Annotated in this window: 21 protein-coding genes; 4 read left to right on the top strand and 17 right to left on the bottom strand. The window is 72.4% G+C overall.

Annotated features, from left to right (window positions below):
• Window positions 1-91 precede the first annotated feature (91 nt).
• Genes ACIO9J_RS38695 through tsaB form a run of 4 tightly spaced genes read right to left on the bottom strand, consistent with a single transcriptional unit; the run spans window position 92 to window position 2,640 of the window.
• The gene (locus ACIO9J_RS38695; protein WP_402009760.1) at window positions 92-349 is read right to left on the bottom strand and encodes a hypothetical protein; all 258 of its coding nucleotides are present in this window, start codon (window positions 347-349) and stop codon (window positions 92-94) included.
• Window positions 346-1,458 (bottom strand): tRNA (adenosine(37)-N6)-threonylcarbamoyltransferase complex transferase subunit TsaD, encoded by a 1,113-nt coding sequence (gene tsaD / locus ACIO9J_RS38690; RefSeq protein ID WP_402009759.1) that lies wholly within the window; start codon window positions 1,456-1,458, stop codon window positions 346-348. The genes ACIO9J_RS38695 and tsaD overlap by 4 nt, the downstream gene beginning before the upstream one ends.
• Complete coding sequence (gene rimI / locus ACIO9J_RS38685; protein WP_402009782.1) at window positions 1,451-1,933, bottom strand: ribosomal protein S18-alanine N-acetyltransferase; 483 nt, start codon at window positions 1,931-1,933, stop codon at window positions 1,451-1,453. The genes tsaD and rimI overlap by 8 nt, the downstream gene beginning before the upstream one ends.
• Window positions 1,934-1,983: 50 nt before the next feature.
• The gene (gene tsaB, locus ACIO9J_RS38680) at window positions 1,984-2,640 is read right to left on the bottom strand and encodes a tRNA (adenosine(37)-N6)-threonylcarbamoyltransferase complex dimerization subunit type 1 TsaB (protein ID WP_402009757.1); all 657 of its coding nucleotides are present in this window, start codon (window positions 2,638-2,640) and stop codon (window positions 1,984-1,986) included.
• Between the two features lie 179 nt (window positions 2,641-2,819).
• On the opposite strand from tsaB, the gene ACIO9J_RS38675 reads away from it, so the two are divergent.
• Entirely contained in the window at window positions 2,820-3,368 is a 549-nt protein-coding gene (locus tag ACIO9J_RS38675; RefSeq protein ID WP_402009755.1) for a hypothetical protein, read from the top strand.
• Between the two features lie 490 nt (window positions 3,369-3,858).
• Here the strand turns inward: ACIO9J_RS38675 and tsaE are convergent, their stop codons facing one another.
• From tsaE to ACIO9J_RS38645, 6 genes are all read right to left on the bottom strand, one after another.
• The gene (gene tsaE / locus ACIO9J_RS38670) at window positions 3,859-4,371 is read right to left on the bottom strand and encodes a tRNA (adenosine(37)-N6)-threonylcarbamoyltransferase complex ATPase subunit type 1 TsaE (protein ID WP_402009753.1); all 513 of its coding nucleotides are present in this window, start codon (window positions 4,369-4,371) and stop codon (window positions 3,859-3,861) included.
• Window positions 4,372-4,381: 10 nt separating this feature from the next.
• The gene (locus ACIO9J_RS38665) at window positions 4,382-5,596 is read right to left on the bottom strand and encodes an alpha/beta fold hydrolase (RefSeq protein ID WP_402009751.1); all 1,215 of its coding nucleotides are present in this window, start codon (window positions 5,594-5,596) and stop codon (window positions 4,382-4,384) included.
• A gap of 14 nt (window positions 5,597-5,610) precedes the next feature.
• Complete coding sequence (gene alr / locus ACIO9J_RS38660) at window positions 5,611-6,780, bottom strand: alanine racemase (RefSeq protein ID WP_402009749.1); 1,170 nt, start codon at window positions 6,778-6,780, stop codon at window positions 5,611-5,613.
• Window positions 6,781-6,843: 63 nt separating this feature from the next.
• Window positions 6,844-7,743, bottom strand: a complete 900-nt coding sequence (locus ACIO9J_RS38655; protein ID WP_402009748.1) for a L,D-transpeptidase family protein — start codon at window positions 7,741-7,743, stop codon at window positions 6,844-6,846.
• Window positions 7,744-7,830: 87 nt separating this feature from the next.
• A complete protein-coding gene (locus ACIO9J_RS38650) occupies window positions 7,831-9,267 on the bottom strand; it encodes an NAD(P)H-hydrate dehydratase (RefSeq protein ID WP_402009747.1) in 1,437 nt (478 codons plus the stop codon).
• Window positions 9,268-9,648: 381 nt separating this feature from the next.
• A complete protein-coding gene (locus tag ACIO9J_RS38645; protein ID WP_402009745.1) occupies window positions 9,649-10,017 on the bottom strand; it encodes a holo-ACP synthase in 369 nt (122 codons plus the stop codon).
• 72 nt (window positions 10,018-10,089) lie between these two features.
• On the opposite strand from ACIO9J_RS38645, the gene coaA reads away from it, so the two are divergent.
• Window positions 10,090-11,085: a type I pantothenate kinase gene (coaA, locus tag ACIO9J_RS38640; RefSeq protein WP_402009780.1), complete on the top strand. Its 996-nt coding sequence runs from the start codon at window positions 10,090-10,092 to the stop codon at window positions 11,083-11,085.
• 23 nt (window positions 11,086-11,108) lie between these two features.
• On the top strand, window positions 11,109-12,056 hold the full coding sequence (locus tag ACIO9J_RS38635) for a DUF389 domain-containing protein (RefSeq protein WP_402009744.1): 948 nt from the start codon (window positions 11,109-11,111) through the stop codon (window positions 12,054-12,056).
• Here the strand turns inward: ACIO9J_RS38635 and glmM are convergent.
• From glmM to ACIO9J_RS38615, 4 genes are all read right to left on the bottom strand, one after another.
• Window positions 12,053-13,411: a phosphoglucosamine mutase gene (glmM, locus tag ACIO9J_RS38630; protein ID WP_402009743.1), complete on the bottom strand. Its 1,359-nt coding sequence runs from the start codon at window positions 13,409-13,411 to the stop codon at window positions 12,053-12,055. The two genes, ACIO9J_RS38635 and glmM, sit on opposite strands and share 4 nt — an antisense overlap.
• Window positions 13,412-13,550: 139 nt before the next feature.
• Window positions 13,551-14,072, bottom strand: a complete 522-nt coding sequence (rpsI, locus tag ACIO9J_RS38625; RefSeq protein WP_306332666.1) for a 30S ribosomal protein S9 — start codon at window positions 14,070-14,072, stop codon at window positions 13,551-13,553.
• 42 nt (window positions 14,073-14,114) lie between these two features.
• A complete protein-coding gene (gene rplM / locus ACIO9J_RS38620) occupies window positions 14,115-14,558 on the bottom strand; it encodes a 50S ribosomal protein L13 (protein WP_030782512.1) in 444 nt (147 codons plus the stop codon).
• 531 nt (window positions 14,559-15,089) lie between these two features.
• Window positions 15,090-16,376 (bottom strand): glycosyltransferase family 87 protein, encoded by a 1,287-nt coding sequence (locus ACIO9J_RS38615; RefSeq protein ID WP_402009740.1) that lies wholly within the window; start codon window positions 16,374-16,376, stop codon window positions 15,090-15,092.
• Between the two features lie 74 nt (window positions 16,377-16,450).
• Here ACIO9J_RS38615 and ACIO9J_RS38610 point away from each other — a divergent pair, with 74 nt between their 5' ends.
• Window positions 16,451-17,320, top strand: a complete 870-nt coding sequence (locus ACIO9J_RS38610; RefSeq protein ID WP_402009738.1) for a hypothetical protein — start codon at window positions 16,451-16,453, stop codon at window positions 17,318-17,320.
• 24 nt (window positions 17,321-17,344) lie between these two features.
• Here the strand turns inward: ACIO9J_RS38610 and truA are convergent, their stop codons facing one another.
• The 3 genes from truA to ACIO9J_RS38595 all read right to left on the bottom strand — a co-directional run bounded on the left by truA (window position 17,345) and on the right by ACIO9J_RS38595 (window position 19,928).
• Complete coding sequence (gene truA / locus ACIO9J_RS38605) at window positions 17,345-18,199, bottom strand: tRNA pseudouridine(38-40) synthase TruA (RefSeq protein ID WP_402009736.1); 855 nt, start codon at window positions 18,197-18,199, stop codon at window positions 17,345-17,347.
• A gap of 80 nt (window positions 18,200-18,279) precedes the next feature.
• Entirely contained in the window at window positions 18,280-18,771 is a 492-nt protein-coding gene (gene rplQ / locus ACIO9J_RS38600) for a 50S ribosomal protein L17 (RefSeq protein WP_402009734.1), read from the bottom strand.
• A 134-nt stretch (window positions 18,772-18,905) separates the two neighbouring features.
• Window positions 18,906-19,928 carry a DNA-directed RNA polymerase subunit alpha gene (locus ACIO9J_RS38595; RefSeq protein ID WP_016645160.1) on the bottom strand — a complete coding sequence of 341 codons (1,023 nt, stop codon included), beginning with the start codon at window positions 19,926-19,928 and terminating at the stop codon, window positions 18,906-18,908.
• Window positions 19,929-20,044 lie beyond the last annotated feature (116 nt).

The raw sequence follows: 20,044 nt of genomic DNA, 5'->3' as shown, positions 1-20,044 counted from the left end.
GGAGGGGGCACCTCCCTGCTCGAGCGAAGCCGAGAGCTTGGGGGAGGGCGTGCCAGACCCCGCGAGCCCGGCCTGATCCAAACGAAAGGCCCTAGCGCTCCTCGACCGACTCGAACCGCCACCTGTGCACCGTCCGCGTCACCAACTCCGGTGCGGGTTCGGCCAGTTCGGGCAGGTCCGCGTCGAGCGGCGCGTCCCACCAGGTGATGACGAGGACCCGGTCCTGCGGCGCGCGGAACGTCTCGCGTCGCAGCGGCTCGCCGGGCAGCGCCTGCGCCCGCGCCCAGGCGAGCAGGTCGTCCCCGCGCCCGTCGACGGCGCGGGCCTCCCACATCAGCGCGACGCTCACGAGTACAGGTTCTCCTTGCTGACCTCGTGCACGTGGTCGTGGTCATGGCCGTGCGCATGCCCCGGCACGTGCGGCTCCGTCACCGGCAGCGACGAGTCCGCCGACAGGTCCCAGTCCGACGCGGCCCTGTTGCGCGCCACCATCTCGGCGCCGAGGGCCGCGACCATCGCGCCGTTGTCGGTGCACAGCTTGGGGCGCGGCACCCGCAGCCGGATCCCGGCCTTCTCGCACCGCTCCTGGGCCAGCGCGCGCAGCCGCGAGTTGGCCGCCACGCCGCCGCCGATCATCAGGTGGTCGACGCCCTCGTCCTTGCAGGCCCGCACGGCCTTGCGGGTCAGCACGTCGACGACCGCCTCCTGGAAGGACGCCGACACGTCCCGCACCGGCACCTCCTCGCCCGCGGCCCGCTTCGCCTCGATCCAGCGGGCGACGGACGTCTTGAGGCCGGAGAAGGAGAAGTCGTAGGCGGGGTCGCGAGGACCGGTGAGCCCGCGCGGGAACGCGATCGCGTCCGGGTCGCCCTCGCGCGCGTAGCGGTCGATGACGGGCCCGCCGGGGAAGCCGAGGTCGAGCACCCGCGCGATCTTGTCGAACGCCTCGCCCGCCGCGTCGTCGATGGTCGCGCCGAGCGGACGTACGTCCGAGGTGATGTCGGTGGACAGGAGCAGCGAGGAGTGGCCGCCCGACACGAGCAGCGCCATCGTCGGCTCGGGCAGCGGCCCGTGCTCCAGCTGGTCCACGCAGATGTGCGAGGCGAGGTGGTTGACGCCGTAGAGCGGCTTGCCGAGCGCGTACGCGTACGCCTTGGCGGCCGAGACGCCGACGAGCAGCGCGCCCGCGAGGCCGGGGCCCGCGGTCACCGAGATGCCGTCGAGGTCCTTCGCGCTCACCCCCGCTTCCTTCAGGGCTCGGTCGATGGTCGGCACCATCGCCTCCAGGTGCGCACGCGAGGCGACCTCGGGCACGACGCCGCCGAAGCGGGCGTGCTCGTCGACGCTGGAGGCGATGGCGTCGGCGAGCAGCGTGGTGCCGCGCACGATGCCGACGCCCGTCTCGTCGCAGGAGGTCTCGATGCCGAGGACGAGAGGTTCGTCGCGCGAGTCAGCCATGAATCTCGGTTCCTTGTACGCCGGTTGCGGGGGTGGAGGGGTCGGTGCGGCGCATGACCAGGGCGTCCACGTTGCCGGGCTGGTAGTAGCCGCGCCGGAAGCCGATGGGCGCGAAGCCGAAGCGCTCGTACAGCTTCTGCGCCCTGGTGTTGTCGACCCGCACTTCCAGCATCACCTCGGGGCACTCGAAGGCGGTCGCGGCGCGCAGCAGGTCGGTGAGGAGGCGGGCGCCGAGTCCGGTGCCCCAGTGGTCGCGGGCCACGGCGATGGTCTGGACGTCGGCGAGGTCGCCGGACGCGGCGAGCCCCGCGTACCCGACGAGGCGGTCGCCGTCCATGGCCACCACGTAGCGGCGGGTGGCCAGCGGACCGCGCGCGTGCGCGAGCTCCGACCAGAACATGCCGCGCGACCAGGCGTCGTCGGGGAAGAGCTCCTTCTCCAGGACGAACACGGGATCGATGTCCCACCAGCGCATCTCGCGCAGTACGGCGCCCTCGGTCGGCCGGGTCGCCTCGGTCGCCTCGGTCACTTGGGGGTGACCACCTTGTAGTTCTTGGGCACCTGCGCGTCGGGTCGGCGCAGGTACAGCGGCCTGGGCTCCAGGAGCTCCTCGCCCGCGGCCAGCCTCTCGGCGGCCAGCGAGGCGAGCGCGGCCGCCGAGACGTGCTCGGGGGCGCGGGCGTCGGGGAACGTGTCGGGGTAGAGCAGCGCGCCGGCGCCGACGGCGGGCAGCCCCGCGACCTCGGCGGCGATGTCCGCGGGCCGGTCGACGGCGGGGTCGCTCACCCGGGTGCGTACGTCGTCGTAGCGCGCCCAGTAGACCTCCTTGCGCCGGGCGTCGGTGGCCACCACGAAGGGGCCCGAGTCGATGCCGGAGGCGTACGCGAGGCCGTCCAGGGTGCACACCCCGTGCACCGGGACGCCGAGCGCGAGGCCGAACGTGTCGGCGGTCATCAGGCCGACGCGCAGCCCGGTGTAGGGGCCGGGGCCCACGCCGACGACGATGCCGGTGACGGCGTCGAGTCTCAGGCCGGCGTCGGCGAGCACACGGTCGACGGCCGGAAGCAGCAGTTCCCCGTGGCGGCGGGCGTCCACCTGGCTCGACTCCGCGATGACGGAGGAGCCGTCGTGGAGGGCGACGGTGACGGCGGGCGTTGCGGTATCCAGAGCGAGCAAGAGCACGCGAACAGCCTACGGCTCCGAGGCCCCGCGCACGGCCGCACCGGGACGGGGACGGCCGCCCGGGGGCGGTCGGGCCCGCCGCCGGGGGGACGGGGGCGCGGCTGCCCCGGGGTGGGGCGCGGCGGCTGCTACCGTCACCCCGTAGCCGTACGCAGTACGAAGAGGATGGGTGGCGCAAGGTGTCAAGGAGCAGCTCGGGAATCGTGGCCGGGCTCACCGCCGCTGCGGTCGCCGCGGTCGCCTTCCTCGCCTACCAGGCGTCGGCCAGCGTGCCGGACACCCTGGGGAAGCCCGACAAGTCGCCGTCCGCCGGCGCCTCGCGCTCCCCCAAGGACAAGAAGAACCCCACGGCGCTGCCCGGCCAGTCCGGCGCCGGCGAGCGGGTCGTCTACTCCCTGGGCGACGACCGCGTCTGGCTGGTCACCGCGGCGGGCAAGGTCAAGCTCACGTTCGAGGTCACGCCCGGCACGGTCGACCCGGCCCCCGGCAAGTACGCCGTGACCTCGCGCACCGGCTCGGTCACCGGCACGGACGGCACCCCGATCGAGCACGTCGTGATCTTCACGTCCAGCGACGGGGTCGCGATCGGCTTCAGCGCGGCCGTCGACGGCTCGACGCCCGAGCCCGACCCCGCCAAGAAGACCGGCGGCATCCGCGAGTCCCGCGAGCACGGTGACGCGATGTGGCAGTTCGCCGGGATCAGCCAGAAGGTCGTCGTCGTTCCCTAGCCCCGTCACCCGTGGGGGTCGGCGCGCTGGGCGGCGTGGAGACCGCGCTCGCCGCGGCGCAGGACGCCAGCAGATCGCTCATGGAGAGCCGCGCCGGATCCGGCACGCGCGAGGGCCCTGGCACCGGCAGCCCGTGCGGCTGCGGCGGTACGTCACGTTCTGAAGCCGACATGGACGCCTCCTGGGCTCCGGGGGCAGACGTGGTTAGGTAGACCTAACCAGTACCGGTATCCATGTGACCACGCCCGGCGCACGCCGCGCAACATTTTGCCGACGACTTGTCGGCACGTTCGGCGGAACGTACGAGGGCCCCCGGCGGCACGCGCCGACGAGTTCAAGCCGCGCGGGGCTGGCGCCGGGCCTGGGGGCACGTCGCCCTGCGCAGGGCGACGCCGCCGTAGAGCGGGCCTCGCGAAGGGACACGCCGCCCGAGAGCGGGGTCCGCGCGGGGGCACGTCAGGGGTCGCCCGAGAGCCCGGCCCCCGAGGGCTTACGCCGCGAGCAGCGTCAGATCCGCGTCCGCCCAGCGCGCGCCGAGACCGGTGAGCGTCACCTCACGGACCTCGTCCGTCGTGTCGCCGACGGCCCGGTCGATGACCACCCTGAGGCGGTCGTCCGAGAGCTCCTCGACCTTGCCGTCGCCCCACTCGACGACGATCACCGAGTCGGGGAGCGAGACGTCGAGGTCCAGGTCCTCCATCTCGTCGAGCCCGCCGCCCAGGCGGTACGCGTCGACGTGCACGAGCGCGGGGCCCACGCCGAGCGGGGGGTGGACGCGGGCGATCACGAAGGTCGGGGACGTGACGGCGCCGCGTACGTCGAGGCCCTCGCCGAGCCCCCTGGTCAGCGTCGTCTTCCCGGCGCCGAGCTCACCGGTGAGCATGACGAGGTCGCCGGGGCGCAGGATTTTGGCCAGGCGGCGGCCCAACTCGCCCATCTGCTCGGGCGAGTTGACGGTGATCTTGAGGGCGGCGGCGGGGGCCTGGTGGTGCGGTGCTTCCATACCGCCCACGTTAGCCCCTGGACGCCGCCGCACCGTCCGCCACCGGGACACCACCGGCGCGCGCGAGCAGCTCCAGGAGCCGGTCGGTGACCACCTCGGGATGCTCCAGCATGACCATGTGCCCCGCGTCGGGGACGAGCACGAGCTCCGCGTCGGGCAGCCGCTCGGCGATGGCCTCGCTGTGCCCGCTCGGCGTCACCATGTCGTGCTCGCCCGCCAGGACCAGCACGGGCAGCTCCGCGAAGTGCTTGAGCGCCTCCGCCTTGTCGTGCTCGGTGAAGGCCGGGTAGAACTCCGCGACCACGTCGATCGGCGTCGACTCGATCATGCGCTCGGCGAACCGCGCGATCGCCGGGTCCACGTCCTTGGACGAGAACGAGTAGCGCTTGATGACGCCGGCGAAGAGGTCGGCCGTGGCCCGCCGCCCCCGCTCCACCAGCTCGGCCTGCGAGCCGAGCGCCCGCAGCACGCCGGGCAGCACCCGCCGGACCGCGTTCATCCCGGCCACCGGGAGCCCGAAGTTCACCTGTCCGAGCTGCCCCGACGACGTACCGACCAGGGCCACGCCGACGACGCGCTCGCGGATCAGCTCGGGGAACTGGTCGGCGAGGGCCATCGTCGTCATGCCGCCCATGGAGTGCCCGACCAGGACCAGCGGCCCCTCGGGAGCGGCCGCGTCGATGACGGCCTTCAGATCGCGCCCCAGGTCGTCGATGGAGACCGGCACGCCGCGCTCCAGCTGGTCGACGCCGCGGCCCGAGCGGGCGTGGCTGCGCTGGTCCCAGTAGACCGCGCGCACGACACCGCGCAGCGCGGCCCGCTGGAAGTGCCAGGAGTCCTGGCTCAGGCAGTAGCCGTGGCTGAAGACGACGGTCACGGGCGCGGGCTTGCGCCGCCCGAGGCGCCCGCGCGGCCGCGCGGCGCGGGCGCTGTCCGGTTCGACCTCGTCGACCTCGTAGGCGAGCTCCGTGCCGTCCTCCGCGTACGCCGTGCCCGGCATGCCGCGCAATGAGCCGTACGGGCCCGCCGAGTCGAGCGCGAGCCGCGCCTTCTTGCGCATGCCGCGGCCGACCGTGAGCCGTTCGATGGCGACGCCCGCCGCGGCGCCCGCGGCGATGACGCCTATCGCGGCACCGGCCACCGAGGCCCTGCGCCAGTTCCCGGTCGCGGCTGCGGCCTCCGTCACCGCTTCCACCGCGGCCGCCCCCGTGCTGCTCTCGCTCACGTGCCGCTCCTCAGTCAGTCGTCCGTCTGCTCGTCCGCTCCGGGCCGCTCGTTCACATAGACGCGCGGGACGCGCGATCCGATGCGCGTGACGATCTCGTACGCGATGGTGCCCGCGGCCTGCGCCCAGTCCTCCGCGGTCGGCTCACCCCGGTCGCCGGGCCCGAAGAGCACCGCGTCGGACCCCACTTCGGGCAGGTCCCCGCCTAGATCGACCACAAACTGGTCCATCGCGATACGACCGGCCGCCGTCCGCCACTTGCCGTCGACCAGGACGGGGCCCGCGCCGGACGCGTGGCGCGGGATCCCGTCGCCGTATCCGGCGGGGACGAGGCCGAGGGTGGTCTCGCCCGGGGTGGTGTAGTGATGCCCGTAACTGACGCCATGACCCCCGGGGGCGCGCTTCACATGGGCGAGCGAGGCGGCGACCGTCATGACGGGGCGCAGGCCGAACTCCTGTGAGGTGCCGACCTCGGGGCTCGGCGACACCCCGTACATCGCGATGCCGGGGCGTACGAGATCGAAGTGCGACTCCGGCAGGGTCAGCGTCGCCGGGGAGTTGGCGATGTGCCGCACCTCGGGGCGCACGCCCTGCTCCTCGGCGTACGCCACCATCTCGCGGAAGACCGTGAGCTGGGCGGCGATCGAGGGGTGGCCCGGCTCGTCGGCGCACGCGAAGTGCGACCAGAGGCCGGTGACCTCGACCGTCCCCTCGGCCTCGGCGCGCAGGCACGCGGCGATCAGCTCGGGCCAGTCGGCGGGCATGCAGCCGTTGCGCCCCAGGCCCGTGTCGGCCTTGAGCTGGACGCGGGCGGTGCGGCCCGCGTCGCGGGCGGCGGCCGTCACCTCGCGCAGCGCCCACAGGGCGCTCACCGACATGTCCAGGTCGGCCTCGACGCCCTCGCGCCAGGGGTCGCCCGGCGTCCACAGCCAGCACATGATCCGGCCCGGCAGCCCCGCGGCGCGCAGCGCGAGCGCCTCCTGCGGCGTCGCGGTGCCCAGCCACTCGGCGCCCGCATCGACCGCGGCCCTCGCGCAGGACACCATCCCGTGTCCGTACGCGTCGGCCTTCACCACGGCCATGAACGCGGCGCCCCGCGCGCGGGCGCGCAGGGTCCGCACGTTGGCACGGAGGGCGGCGAGGTCGATCTCGGCGCGGACACGGAAAGGGGCTGTCTCGTTCATCGCGGACAAGTGTCTCAGAGGCCACCGACAGCCCCTTCTCCCGAGGCCCTGGCCAGGACCGGCTCAGGTGCCCGGCTTGCGGCCCCACACGTAGACCCGGTCGCCCTTGAGGAGCGTCTTCCACAGCGCCTTGGCGTCACTCAGCCGCATGTTCACGCAGCCGCGCGAGCCCGGCGGGTTGTAGACGTTGCCGTAGATGGCGTGGAAGGCCTGCCCGCCGTCGAAGAACTGGCTGTACGGCATGGGGGTGTTGTACAGCGACGACCAGTGGTTCTTGTGCTTCCAGTAGACCTTGTGCCAGCCGGTGCGGGTCGGGTAGCCGGCCCGTCCGGTGCGGATCGGCACGGGGCCGAGCAGCACCTTCTCGCCCTGCTGCACCCACATCAGCTGCCGGGACAGATCGACGCAGGCCAGCCGGTACGCGCGCGTGGGGCACTTCTTCGTCGCGTTGGGGTTCGCGCGGGCGTCGAGCCACCGCATCCTGGCCCAGGTCACCGGGCCCGCGAAGCCGATGGCGGGCCGGATGCCCTGCTTGCGCTGGAACGCCCGCAGGGCCCGGCAGTCCGCCGCCGACTGCCCGCCGTCCACCGGGCGCCCGAGCCAGCGCTCGGCCTGGCGCTGGTAGGGCCCGGTGCGCTTGGTGCACGCGGGCGCCGCGGCCTTGCCCGCGACCTCGCTCGGCGGCACGTACTCGACGAGGGCGTCGGCGCCCTCGGGCGCCTCCAGGGGCTCGATCGCGTCCTCGGCGGCGCTCGGCCGGTACACGTGCGGCAGCAGGGCCTGGTCGGGGGTGTCCAGCTGCCAGGGGTGGAGCGGGGAGAGCGGGACGCCGGGCACCAGTGCGGCGGGCGCCGGGGACGCGGGCCGCGGCGGCGCGGGGTCCGCGGCCGCGGGCGCCGCGGGCAGCGCGGCGGCCAGGGCGAGCAGCACGGTGAGTCCGTGCCGGACTGTCTTACTGATCATGCGATGAGCGAACCCCGGACCGTGCCGTGCCGCCGTCAGCCGCGCTCAGGTGTCACTCGAAGAGCAGTACGCCCGCACTCCCGCGCGCTACCGCCGTACGTCCCGCCAGGCGGCCGGCACCGCGTCCGCCACGTCGTGCGCCCCCACCGGCGCCCCGTCCGCGGCGAGCCGCGCCGCGAGACCGTGCAGATAGGCGCCGACGGACCCGGCGTCCAGCGTGCCGAGCCCCGCGGCGAGCAGCGAGCCCGCGAGCCCGGACAGCACGTCGCCGCTGCCCGCGGTGGCGAGCCAGGGCGTCCCGGTGGGATTGACGCGTACGACGCCGTCGGCCGAGCCGACCAGTGTGGTGGACCCCTTCAGGAGCACGGTCGCTCCGTAACGCCCCGCCAACTCCCGTACGGCGGCGAGCCGTCCCGACTCGACCTCGTCACGGGAGACCCCGAGCAGCGCGGCGGCCTCGCCCGCGTGCGGGGTCAGCAGCGTGGGCGCGCGCCGCTCGCGCACGGCCCGCTCCCCCGCGAGGCGCAGCCCGTCGGCGTCGATCAGCACGGGCACCTCGGCGCCGACCACGTCCCGCAGCCGCTCCGCGTCGTCCCCGAGCCCCGGACCCGCCACCCACGCCTGCACGCGCCCGGCCTTGGACGGGGGTCCCGTGGACACCAGCGCCTCGGGGAAGCGTGCGATGACGGCGTCGGCGGCCGGCCCCACGTACCGCACGGCGCCCGCGCCCCCGCGCAGCGCGCCCGCGACGGCGAGCACGGCGGCACCCGGGTAGCGCGCGGACCCCGCGACGATCCCGACCACGCCCCTGCGGTACTTGTCGCTCTCGCCGGTCGGCACGGGCAGCAGCTCCGCCACGTCGGCGTACTGCAGGGCCTCGACGGCACGCTCACGCCCGCCCATGTCGAGCCCGATGTCGACGAGCCGCACGACACCCGCGTACTCCCTGGCGGGGTCGATGAGCAGCCCCGGCTTGTACGTCCCGAAGGTCACGGTCACATCCGCGCGCACCGCGTCGCCGTGCACCTCGCCGGTGTCCGCGTCGACGCCGCTCGGCAGGTCGACGGCGAGGACGGCCCCGGCCGACTCCCTGGCGGCGGCCGCGAGCTCGGCGGCGCGGGGCCTGAGCCCGCCGCGCCCGCCGATCCCCACGATCCCGTCGACCACGAGCCGAGCGCGCCGTACGACCCCGTCCGCCCGCGCGTCCGCCCCGTCCACGACCAGGCCCCCGGCGGCCCGCAGCGCGGCGAGCCCTCCGCCGTGCGTACGCTCCGGCGCGAGCAGCACGGCACTGACACCGGCCCCCCGCCGGGCGAGCCGGGCCCCCGCGTACAGCGCATCGCCCCCGTTGTCCCCGCTGCCCACCAGGAGGGTGACCCGCGCCCCGTAGACCCTGCCGAGCACCCGCGCACACTCCACGGCGAGCCCCGCCGCGGCACGCTGCATCAACGCCCCCTCGACCAGGCGCCCCATGAGCGCCCGCTCCCCCACCCGAACACTCTCCACGCCATACGCAGTCCGCATGCCCCCAGTCTCTCTCCCCACCCGCCCACCCGTTTCTCCGCGCCTCTGGGTGGCCAGTAGGGGCCGGTGGCTCCTGTCGCGCCTCGGCTGCGTCTCGGGGCGGGGCCGCGGCGGTATGTCCGTCCTCGCTATCCCGGTGAACCGTCGTCGTCATGCACCTCGGCACGTGGCCACTTGTGCTCCGGGCAGACATACCGCCACGTCCCCTCCGGTCTCGCTCGCGGCTGCGAGCCGGTGGGACACCGGGTGAACTGGGGCATCGGCGCAGTCCGGGGTGTACGGAAAAGCACCCCGCACCGGGGCGCGGCTGCGGGACCGGCCCGACCTACCGCCACGTCCTCTCCGGTCACGCTGTCCGGACGTGTGTGGGGCAGCCCCCACCTACCCCTCAGCAATAACCACCGCAGAAGCCACCCCCGCATCATGGCTCAACGACACATGCCACCCCCGAACCCCCAGCACGGCCGCCCGCTCCGCCACACTCCCCCGCACCCGCACCCGCGGCTGCCCGCTCTCCTCGACCCACACCTCGGCATCCGTCCACCGAAGGCCCCCCGGCGCCCCCAACGCCTTGGCCAGCGCCTCCTTCGCGGCGAACCGAGCCGCCAGCGAGGCCACGCCCCGCCGCTCGCCGCTCGGCAGCAGCAGCTCCTCCGTCACGAACAGCCGCTCCGCCATCCCCGGCGTCCGCTCCAACGCGGCCCCGAACCGCTCGATCTCCGCCACGTCGATGCCAACCCCGATAATCACCGGCTCAGCGTGACACACCCCACCGACACCCCACCCCGCCCGCCGTTCAAACAGCCGTAACAATGGACTGTGATCTCTTCGGTCTCCGAGCCAACCAAGGCTGCGCGGAGCGCCCACCGGCACAAGCCGGAGGCGACTCCCTACGTCGATCTCACCCGCACGGAGTGGAGCGCGCTGCGCGCCAAGACTCCCCTGCCCCTGACCGCCGAGGAGCTGGAGAAGCTCCGCGGCCTCGGCGACGTCATCGACCTGGACGAAGTCCGGGACATCTACCTCCCGCTCTCCCGCCTCCTGAACCTCTACGTAGGCGCGACGGACGGCCTGCGCGGCGCCCTCAACACGTTCCTGGGCGAGAAGGGCTCCCAGTCGGGCACGCCCTTCGTCATAGGAGTCGCCGGCTCCGTGGCGGTCGGCAAATCGACGGTCGCCCGCCTCCTCCAAGCACTGCTCTCCCGCTGGCCCGAGCACCCCCGCGTCGAGCTGGTCACCACGGACGGCTTCCTGCTGCCCACCAAGGAGCTCGAATCCCGCGGCCTGATGTCGCGCAAGGGCTTCCCCGAGTCGTACGACCGCCGCGCGCTCACCCGCTTCGTGGCGGACATCAAGGCAGGCAAGGACGAGGTCACCGCCCCCGTCTACTCCCACCTGATCTACGACATCGTGCCCGGCCAGCGCCTCACCGTCCGCCGCCCCGACATCCTCATCGTCGAGGGCCTGAACGTCCTGCAGCCCGCGCTCCCCGGCAAGGACGGCCGCACCCGCGTGGGCCTCGCCGACTACTTCGACTTCAGCGTGTACGTGGACGCCCGCACCGAGGACATCGAGCGCTGGTACCTGAACCGCTTCAAGAAGCTGCGTGACACCGCGTTCCAGAACCCGTCCTCGTACTTCCGCAAGTACACCCAGGTCTCCGAGGAGGAGGCACTCGACTACGCGCGGACGACCTGGCGGACCATCAACAAGCCGAACCTGGTGGAGAACGTGGCACCCACCCGGGGCCGCGCGGCCCTCGTGGTCCGCAAGGGCCCGGACCACAAGGTCCAGCGCCTGAGCCTGCGCAAGCTGTAAGCCACCCGGAAGGTCCTGCCACCATGCTGCATCTGCGTCTCATCACCCCGTCGGACAAGACCGACGACGTGGTGCGCCTGATCGAGAAGACCGTCGGCACCACCCACCTCGCGGTGGTGCCCGGCGCCGCCCGCAACCCGGCGGGCGACGTCATCATGTGCGACGTCGCGCGCGAGGCGGGCGACGAGCTGATCGGCGGCCTGCGCGCCCTGGACATCGACAAGTCCGGTTCGATCGCGGTGGAGAACATCGACCTCTCGCTCTCCTACCGGGCGGACAAGGCGGAGGACGAGGCGCCCGGCGAGGGCGCGGACGCGGTCCTGTGGGAGCAGCTCACCGACGCCACGCACGAGGAGTCGACGCTCTCCTTCACCTACGTCGCGTTCATCACGCTCGCCACGATGATCGCGGCCTGCGGCGTGGTCCTCGACAACGCGATCCTGATCGTGGGCGCGATGGCGGTGGGCCCGGAGTTCGGCCCGCTGGCCGGCTTCTGCACGGCCCTGGTGCGGCGCGCGCCCCGCCTCGCGCTGCGCTCGCTGATCGCGATCGTCGCGGGCTTCGCGGTGGCGATGCTGGTGACGGTGGGATTCAGCTACTTCATGGACGGCGTCGGCCTGTTCAGCCAGGGGATGCTGGACAAGGACAGGCCCAACACGGCGTTCGTGTACGCGCCGGACTGGTTCTCGTTCGTCGTCGCCGTCCTCGCGGGAGCCGCGGGCATGCTCTCGCTGACCTCGGCGAAGTCGGGCGCCCTCGTCGGCGTCGCGATCTCGGTGACGACGGTCCCCGCCGCGGCCAACGCCGCGGTCGCCCTCAGCTACGGGGAGCCGGGACAGACCTGGGGCTCCACCGAACAGCTGCTGCTCAACCTGCTCGGCATCGTCCTGGCGGGCACGCTCACGCTGCTGGCCCAGAAGTTCTTCTGGGCCAGGCAGCGCGAGCGGGCCGCCAAGTCACAACAGGCCTAGCCCAGCGCGGACTTGACGACGTCCGCGAGCCGCTGGGCCACCGAGCGGGCCTGCTCGATGTCGGCGGCCTCGACCATGACCCGCACCAGCGGCTCGGTCCCGGAGGGGCGCAGCAGCACCCGCCCCGTGGAGCCCAGCTCACGCTCGGCGTCGGCCACCGCGGCGGACAGCTCGGGCGAGGTCCGCACGCGCGACCTGTCGACGTCGGGCACGTTGATGAGCACCTGCGGGAGCCGCTCCATGACGCCGGCGAGGTCCGCGAGCGTACGACCGGTCTCCGCGACCCGGGCCGCGAGCAGCAGACCGGTCAGCGTGCCGTCGCCGGTCGTCGCGTGGTCGAGGATGATCACGTGCCCGGACTGCTCGCCGCCGAGGGCGTAGCCGTGCTCCTTCATCGACTCCAGGACGTAGCGGTCGCCGACGGCGGTCTGTACGAGCGAGAGCCCCTGCCCCTCCATGGCGAGCTTGAAGCCGAGGTTGGACATCACGGTGGCGACAACGGTGTCGTGCCGCAGCGAGCCGTGCTCACGCATGGCGAGGGCGAGCACGGCGAGGATCTGGTCCCCGTCGATCTCGGCACCGGTGTGATCCACGGCCAGGCACCGGTCCGCGTCCCCGTCGTGCGCGACGCCGAGGTCGGCCTTGTGCTCGACGACGGCGGCCTTGAGCAGCTCCAGGTGCGTGGACCCGCACCCGTCGTTGATGTTGAGGCCGTCGGGCTGGGCGCCGATCGTGATGATCTCGGCTCCGGCGCGCGTGAACGCCTCGGGCGAGACCCGGGCGGCCGCGCCGTGCGCCTCGTCCAGGACGATCTTCAGCCCGTCGAGGCGGTTCGGCAGGACCCCGATGAGGTGCGCGACGTACTGGTCGAGCCCCTGGTCGTACGACTTCACACGGCCGACGCCGGACCCGGTGGGCCGCTGCCAGGGGGCGCCGGTGCGGTGCTCCTCGTACACGGACTCGATGCGGTCCTCCAGCTCGTCGGCGAGCTTGTGGCCGCCGCGGGCGAAGAACTTGATGCCGTTGTCGGGCATGGCGTTGTGGCTCGCGGAGAGCATCACGCCGAGGTCGGCGCCCAGCGCACCGGTGAGATGCGCCACCGCGGGGGTGGGCAGCACACCGACGCGCAGGACGTCCACGCCCGCGCTCGCCAGGCCCGCGACCACCGCGGCCTCCAGGAACTCCCCGGACGCGCGCGGATCCCGGCCGACCACCGCGACCGCGCGATGACCTTCAAAGGTGCCCGCCTCGGCCAGTACGTGCGCCGCCGCCACGGAGAGTCCGAGCGCGAGCTCGGCCGTCAGATCCGCGTTGGCGACACCGCGCACGCCGTCCGTGCCGAAGAGTCGTCCCACTGCTGTCCTCCGAACGTTCCAGAAAAGCCGATACCCCTGTACCGGTGATGCCCGGCGTCCCAGGGGTTCCTGATAGACGAACGCCCCGGCAGCACGATGTGTGCCGCCGGGGCGAACGAAGAGTACGAGCAGGCAGCGATTAGCGCTTGCTGTACTGCGGGGCCTTGCGGGCCTTCTTGAGACCGGCCTTCTTGCGCTCGACCGCACGGTCGTCACGCTTGAGGTAACCGGCCTTCTTGAGGGCGCCACGGTTGTTGTCGACGTCGGCCTCGTTCAGCGCACGGGCGACACCGAGACGGAGCGCACCGGCCTGACCGGAGACGCCGCCACCCGAGATGCGGGCGATGACGTCGTAGCGGCCGTCGAGCTCGAGCACCTTGAAGGGCTCGTTGACTTCCTGCTGGTGGACCTTGTTCGGGAAGTAGTCCTCGAGCGTACGCCCGTTGACCTTCCACTTGCCGGTGCCCGGGACGATCCGGACGCGGGCGATGGCGTTCTTGCGACGGCCCAGGCCGGCGGCCGGCTGCGGGTCGCCGAAGCGCGCGGCGTTCGACTCCGAGGTGTACTCGCCCTCGACGGGCGCCTCGGACTCGGTGGTGTACTGCTCTACGTCAACAACCTCGGTCTCTTCGACCGGCTGCTCAACGGTGGTCTCGGCCACGATTCTCCTCAGAATTCTTTACGTCTTTGGGGGTGGCCGGAACTACTGCGCGACCTGGGTGATCTCGAACGGCACGGGCTGCTGAGCGCCGTGCGGGTGCTGGTCGCCCGCGTAGACCTTCAGCTTCGAGAGCATCTGACGGCCCAGGGTGTTCTTGGGGAGCATGCCCTTGACGGCCTTCTCAACGGCCTTCTCGGGGCTCTTCTCGAGCAGCTCGTCGTAACGGACGGAACGCAGACCACCCGGGTAGCCGGAGTGGCGGTACGCCATCTTCTGGGTCTTCTTGTTGCCGGAGAGGTGCACCTTCTCGGCGTTGATGATGATGACGAAGTCACCGGTGTCAACGTGGGGCGCGTAGATCGGCTTGTGCTTGCCGCGCAGAAGGGTCGCAGCAGTGGTCGCCAGACGACCCAGGACGATGTCCCGGGCGTCGATGACGTGCCACTGGCGGGTCACATCGCCGGGCTTGGGGCTGTACGTACGCACTTCGTAGCCTTCGCTTCTTCAGTGGATGGGGTCCAGACACACGGCACCCAGGAAGCGATCATGCAGCTGGGGCTCACAATGCCGGGGACGCTGCCCGTATGCGAGCCACTGGTAACTGCTCCAGGGAACCTACGCAAGGCCCTTTCGCGTGAGAACGACGAAGCCAATACGTATCAATCCCCGAGGGTACCCGCGCCGCCCCGTACGGGTCAAAACGCGCGCCAGGAGCCCACCACACCGACTCCACCCCTCAAGGGACCTGCCCTTCCAGGCTACCTGCCCCGCCGGACCCGCAGCCGCGATCTCCACCCGAGGCACATGCGGCGGGGCGCGACGCCCCACCGGGCCGCGGTCGCGAGCGCTCCGGAGGGGCCGCGGCGGCATGTCCGCCCGGAGCACAGGTGGCGGCGCGCCGAGGTGCATGACGACGACGGCTCACCGGGATAGCGAGGACGGACATACCGCCGCGGCCCCGCCCCACAACCGCACCCAGGCGCACAGCCCACAGCCCGCACCCGGCACCCGGCACCCTCACCCACCCCGAACCCCCACCCCTTCCCGCCGCCCCCGAGGCACCACGAGCCCCCGCCCCGCACCCCCACCACGAGCCCCCCGCCCCACACACCGGCACCCGGCCACCCCCGCGAGCAGGCACAACGTCGCCGCGTCCTTGAAGGCCCGCCGCGTCCCCGGCTCCAGCCACGGCCAGGCGAACCCCGGCACCTGAGGCACGAGCGCCACCCAGAACCACGGGCTCCGGGCCACCGCCCCCGGCGTCAGCGCCCCGGCGAGCAGCAGCGGCAGGACGACCAGGAGGTAGTGGTCGTACGAGGGCCGGGAGACGAGGAAGGCCGAGAGCATCAACATCACGGCACTCTCCACGAGCCGCACGGGCTGCCCACCCCCTCCACCCGCGCCGTCCCCACCGACACCGCCATCCCCACCGTCCCCCCTGCCCCACCGCCGCCACGCACACCACACCCCACCCCCCGCCGCCCCCACGGCAAGCAACGTGGCCAGAGACTGCGGCACCCCGAGCCGCGCGAGCACCGCCCCGGGCGACGCCTCGTAGAGGCGGACGAAGCTGTCCTCGCCGCGGAGCAGGAACGGCAGGGTCCGGGTGACGAAGCCCCCCGGATCCGGCAGCACGAGCGCCGCGGCCGCCGACCCCACCACCGGCACCCCCACCGCGACGGCCAACGCACGCCACCGCCGCGCGAAGAGGAAGAGCAGCACGACGGGGGCGAGCAGCGGCTTCACCGCGACGGCCGCACCGATGGCCAGGCCCGCGGCGACCCACCGGCCCCGGCCGGCGAGGAGCAGCGCGAGGGGCAGTACGGCCGCGGAGGCCACCGTCCAGTTGCCGAGCGCGACCAGGTGCCCGAAGGGCGCGAAGCCGAGCGCGAGCCCGAGCAGCCCGTACGCGGCGAACCTGCTGCGCAGGCCGGCCCCGTGGATCCGCAGCGCGCACGCCCACCCGAACACGAGGCCCGCGGTGACCCCGGCGGGCACGAGGAAGCGCACCACCGCGGTCGGCAGCAGCGCCTGCGGCACCGCGGCGAGCACGGCGCCCGGCAGATAGAGGAAGTGCCGGTCGGCGTAGGGCGAACGCCCGTGCAGCCAGGCATCGGCGGCCCGCACCACGATGGCGTTGTCCATCCCGCCGTCCGGCACCGCGAGCCCCACCCGGACGCTCCCGGCGAGCAGCACCACGCCGAGCACGGCCCAGGCGTGCCAGGAGGCCGGGCGTAACAGCCACGCACGGACCGCCTCCCCCACCCCTCCCGCCCCGTTAACCTCCGTTTTGCCCGTATCCATACGCCTCAGGCTAGGTCGAGGCCCCCGCTCCACCCCCGCTCAACATCCCCAACTCCCCGTCTAAGATGCGGCCCATGAGCTTTGGGCAAGGGGGACCTCAGTGGGGTCCGGGGGGAACGGGCGGGCCCGGCGGCGGGCCCACGCCCGACTGGGCGGCGCTCGCCGAGGCCTCCGAGGCGCGCACCCGGCGCCGCAAGTGGCTGCTGATCGGCGGCGGCGCGTTCGCCACGATCGGCATCGCCGCGGCCGTCGCGATCACCGTCGTCTCCGCGAACAGCGACGACAGCTCCGCGTCGAACAAGCCGGCCAGCGAGCTGCCCGCGACCGCGGACATCCCGGGCGCCAGCACGGACCCGGAGCCGTCCTTCAAGGAGACCACTCCGCCGCCCCCGCCGGACCCCAAGGACTTCATCGCCAGCGCCAAGAAGGACAAGGCCCCGCTCACCCCGGAGGGCCTCTTCCCCGGCAAGACGTACACGGCGGGCGAGAGCGTCTACAAGAAGGGCGCGACCGACAGCACCGAGAAGTGCTCGTCCCGCACCCAGAGCGCGCTCGGCGCGGTCCTCGCCAGGAACGACTGCACCCGTCTGATCCGCGCCAGCTACCTCAAGGACGGCATCGCGGTCACGGTCGGCGTCGCCGTCTTCGACACCTCGGCCGACGCCGCCAAGGTCAAGGCGCAGGCCGACAAGGGCCTGGTGCAGTCGCTGCCGGGCAAGGGCATCGCCGACTTCTGCCGCACCGGCGTGTGCCGCGGCACGTACAACGCCTACGGCCGCTACGCGTACTTCACCACCACCGGCTACACCAGCGGCAAGAACGTCACGGAGAAGGACACCAAGGCGTACGCCGTCGGCGACGACCTGGCCAGGTTCGCCTTCCAGCGGATCAACCAGCGGGGCGAGGCCCAGGCATCGGCCGCGGCCAACGCCCCGCAGCAGTAAGGCGATCGGGGGCCCGGCCGGGACTCAGCAGCACCCGGCCCCGGGCAGCGTCCGCTTGTTGCGCGCCTCCTTGCTGCGCGCGGCGAGCAATTCGTCGGCGGGGTAGCCGACTTCCTCCAGCGTGAGCCCGTGCGGCCGCACGACGTGCACGGCGGAGTCCCGCACCCCGGCGGCGAGCACCTTCGCGGGCCACTCCACGGGCCGGTGCCCGTCCCCCACGAACAGCATGGCGCCCACCAGCGAACGCACCATGTTGTGGCAGAAGGCGTCCGCCCGCACGGTCGCCTCCAGGATCCCGTCGGGCCGCCGCACCCAGTGCAGTTGCTGAAGCGTACGAATGGTCGTGGCGCCCTCACGCTTCTTGCAGTACGCCGCGAAGTCGTGCTCGCCGACCAGCTTCTCGGCGGCCTCGTTCATCGCGTCGAGGTCCAACTCCCAGTCGTGCCAAAGGACATGACCGCGCAGCAGCGGGTCGACGCCGCCCGGGTGGTCGGTCACGCGGTAGGCGTAGCGCCGCCACACCGCCGCGAACCGCGCGTTGAACCCCGCGGGCGCCTCGGCCACCTTCCACACCCGCACGTCGTGCGGCAGCCGTCCCGCGAGCCTGCGCAGCAGCTTGTCGCTGTGCTCGGCCCACACGCTCTCCGGCAGATCGACGTGGGCGACCTGCCCCCGCGCGTGCACCCCGCTGTCGGTCCGCCCCGCGACGGTCAGCTCGTACGTCTCCTGCGACCGGGTCACCGTCCGCAGCGCGGCCTCGATCTCCCCCTGGACGGTCCGCTGCCCCTGCTTCTGCTTGGCCCAGCCGGAGAAGTCCTTGCCGTCGTACGAAAGGTCGAGACGCACCCGAACGAACCCGGGCTCCACTTCATCACTCACACCAACATCCTCTCAGCCGCACCGGCACGCGAAAGCGGGCCCGCCCCGAAGGGCGGACCCGCTCACAGAAGCGCGGAGCCTCAGGCGTCCTTGGACTCCTCGGCAGCCTCAACCGGCTTCGCGTCCTCGACGGGCGCGTCCTTCTTGAGGGTGTCTTCCTTGACCGCACGCTTGGTGGCGGCCTCGGCCTCACCGGTGGCCTCCTGGGCCACGGTCAGGGCCTCCACCAGCTCGATGATCGCCATGGGCGCGTTGTCGCCACGACGGTTACCGATCTTGGTGATGCGGGTGTAACCACCGGGGCGGTTCTCGTAGCGCGGGCCGATCTCCGTGAAGAGCGTGTGCACGATGCTCTTGTCGGTGATGACGGACAGCACCTGGCGGCGGTTGTGAAGGTCACCCTTCTTCGCCTTGGTGACCAGACGCTCCGCGTAGGGACGCAGACGACGGGCCTTCGCCTCGGTGGTGGTGATGCGGCCGTACTCGAAGAGCTGCTTGGCGAGGTTCGCCAGCAGAAGCTTCTCGTGCGCGGCGCTGCCGCCCAGACGGGCACCCTTGGTGGGCTTCGGCATGGTGTTTCTCCTTGATGTCTGCCCCGGCCGTATCAGGTACCGAGGTCAGTGGCCGTGCCCCGATAGGGGCGCGGGGAACTGCGCGACCAGCCACGACGGACGCGCAGCCAAAATCCGTCCTAAACGCGAAGCGCCTAGTACTGCTCGGTCTCCACGAAACCCGCATCCGCGTCGTCGTCCGCGCCGAACGCGTCGGCCGCGGCGGTCGGGTCGAACCCGGGAGGCGAGTCCTTGAGGGCCAGGCCCATGCCGTTGAGCTTCATCTTGACCTCGTCGATCGACTTCGCACCGAAGTTGCGGATGTCGAGCAGGTCCGCCTCGGAGCGGGCCACGAGCTCACCCACGGAGTGGATGCCCTCGCGCTTGAGGCAGTTGTACGACCGAACGGTGAGCTCGAGCTCCTCGATCGGCAGGGCGAGATCAGCGGCAAGGGCGGCGTCCGTCGGGGACGGGCCCATGTCGATGCCCTCGGCGTCGATGTTGAGCTCGCGGGCCAGACCGAACAGCTCGACCAGGGTCTTGCCGGCGGACGCCATGGCGTCACGCGGGCGCATGGCCTGCTTGGTCTCGACGTCGACGATGAGCTTGTCGAAGTCGGTGCGCTGCTCGACTCGGGTCGCCTCGACCTTGTAGGTGACCTTGAGGACCGGCGAGTAGATCGAGTCGACCGGGATGCGGCCGATCTCCTGGCCGACCTGCTTGTTCTGCACGGCGGAGACGTAGCCGCGACCGCGCTCGACGGTCAGCTCCATCTCCAGCTTGCCCTTGCCGTTGAGCGTGGCGAGGACGAGGTCGGGGTTGTGCACCTCGACACCGGCCGGGGGCGCGATGTCGGCGGCGGTGACCAGACCGGGACCCTGCTTGCGCAGGTACATGACGACCGGCTCATCGTGCTCGCTGGAAACGACCAGCTGCTTGATGTTGAGGATGAGGTCGGTGACGTCTTCCTTGACGCCCGGCACGGTGGTGAACTCGTGCAGGACACCGTCGATGCGGATGGACGTGACGGCCGCACCCGGGATCGAGGAGAGAAGGGTCCGGCGCAGGGAGTTGCCGAGGGTGTAGCCGAAGCCCGGCTCCAGCGGCTCGATCACGAACCGGGAGCGGAATTCGTCGACGACCTCTTCGGTCAACGAGGGACGCTGAGCGATCAGCATGAAGTGATTCCTTCAGTCATGGGCACCCACTATTTGATGCCCTTGAGTACTACAAGGGTACGGGCGGCACGGCCCGAAGGAGCCGTACCGCCCGAAAACCTCAGACCAAGCGGCCC

This window comes from Streptomyces sp. NPDC087300 (assembly GCF_044744425.1).
Taxonomy (GTDB): Bacteria; Actinomycetota; Actinomycetes; order Streptomycetales; family Streptomycetaceae; genus Streptomyces.
Note: the sequence above shows the minus strand (reverse complement) of the source record. Positions and strands in the feature narration are given on the sequence as shown.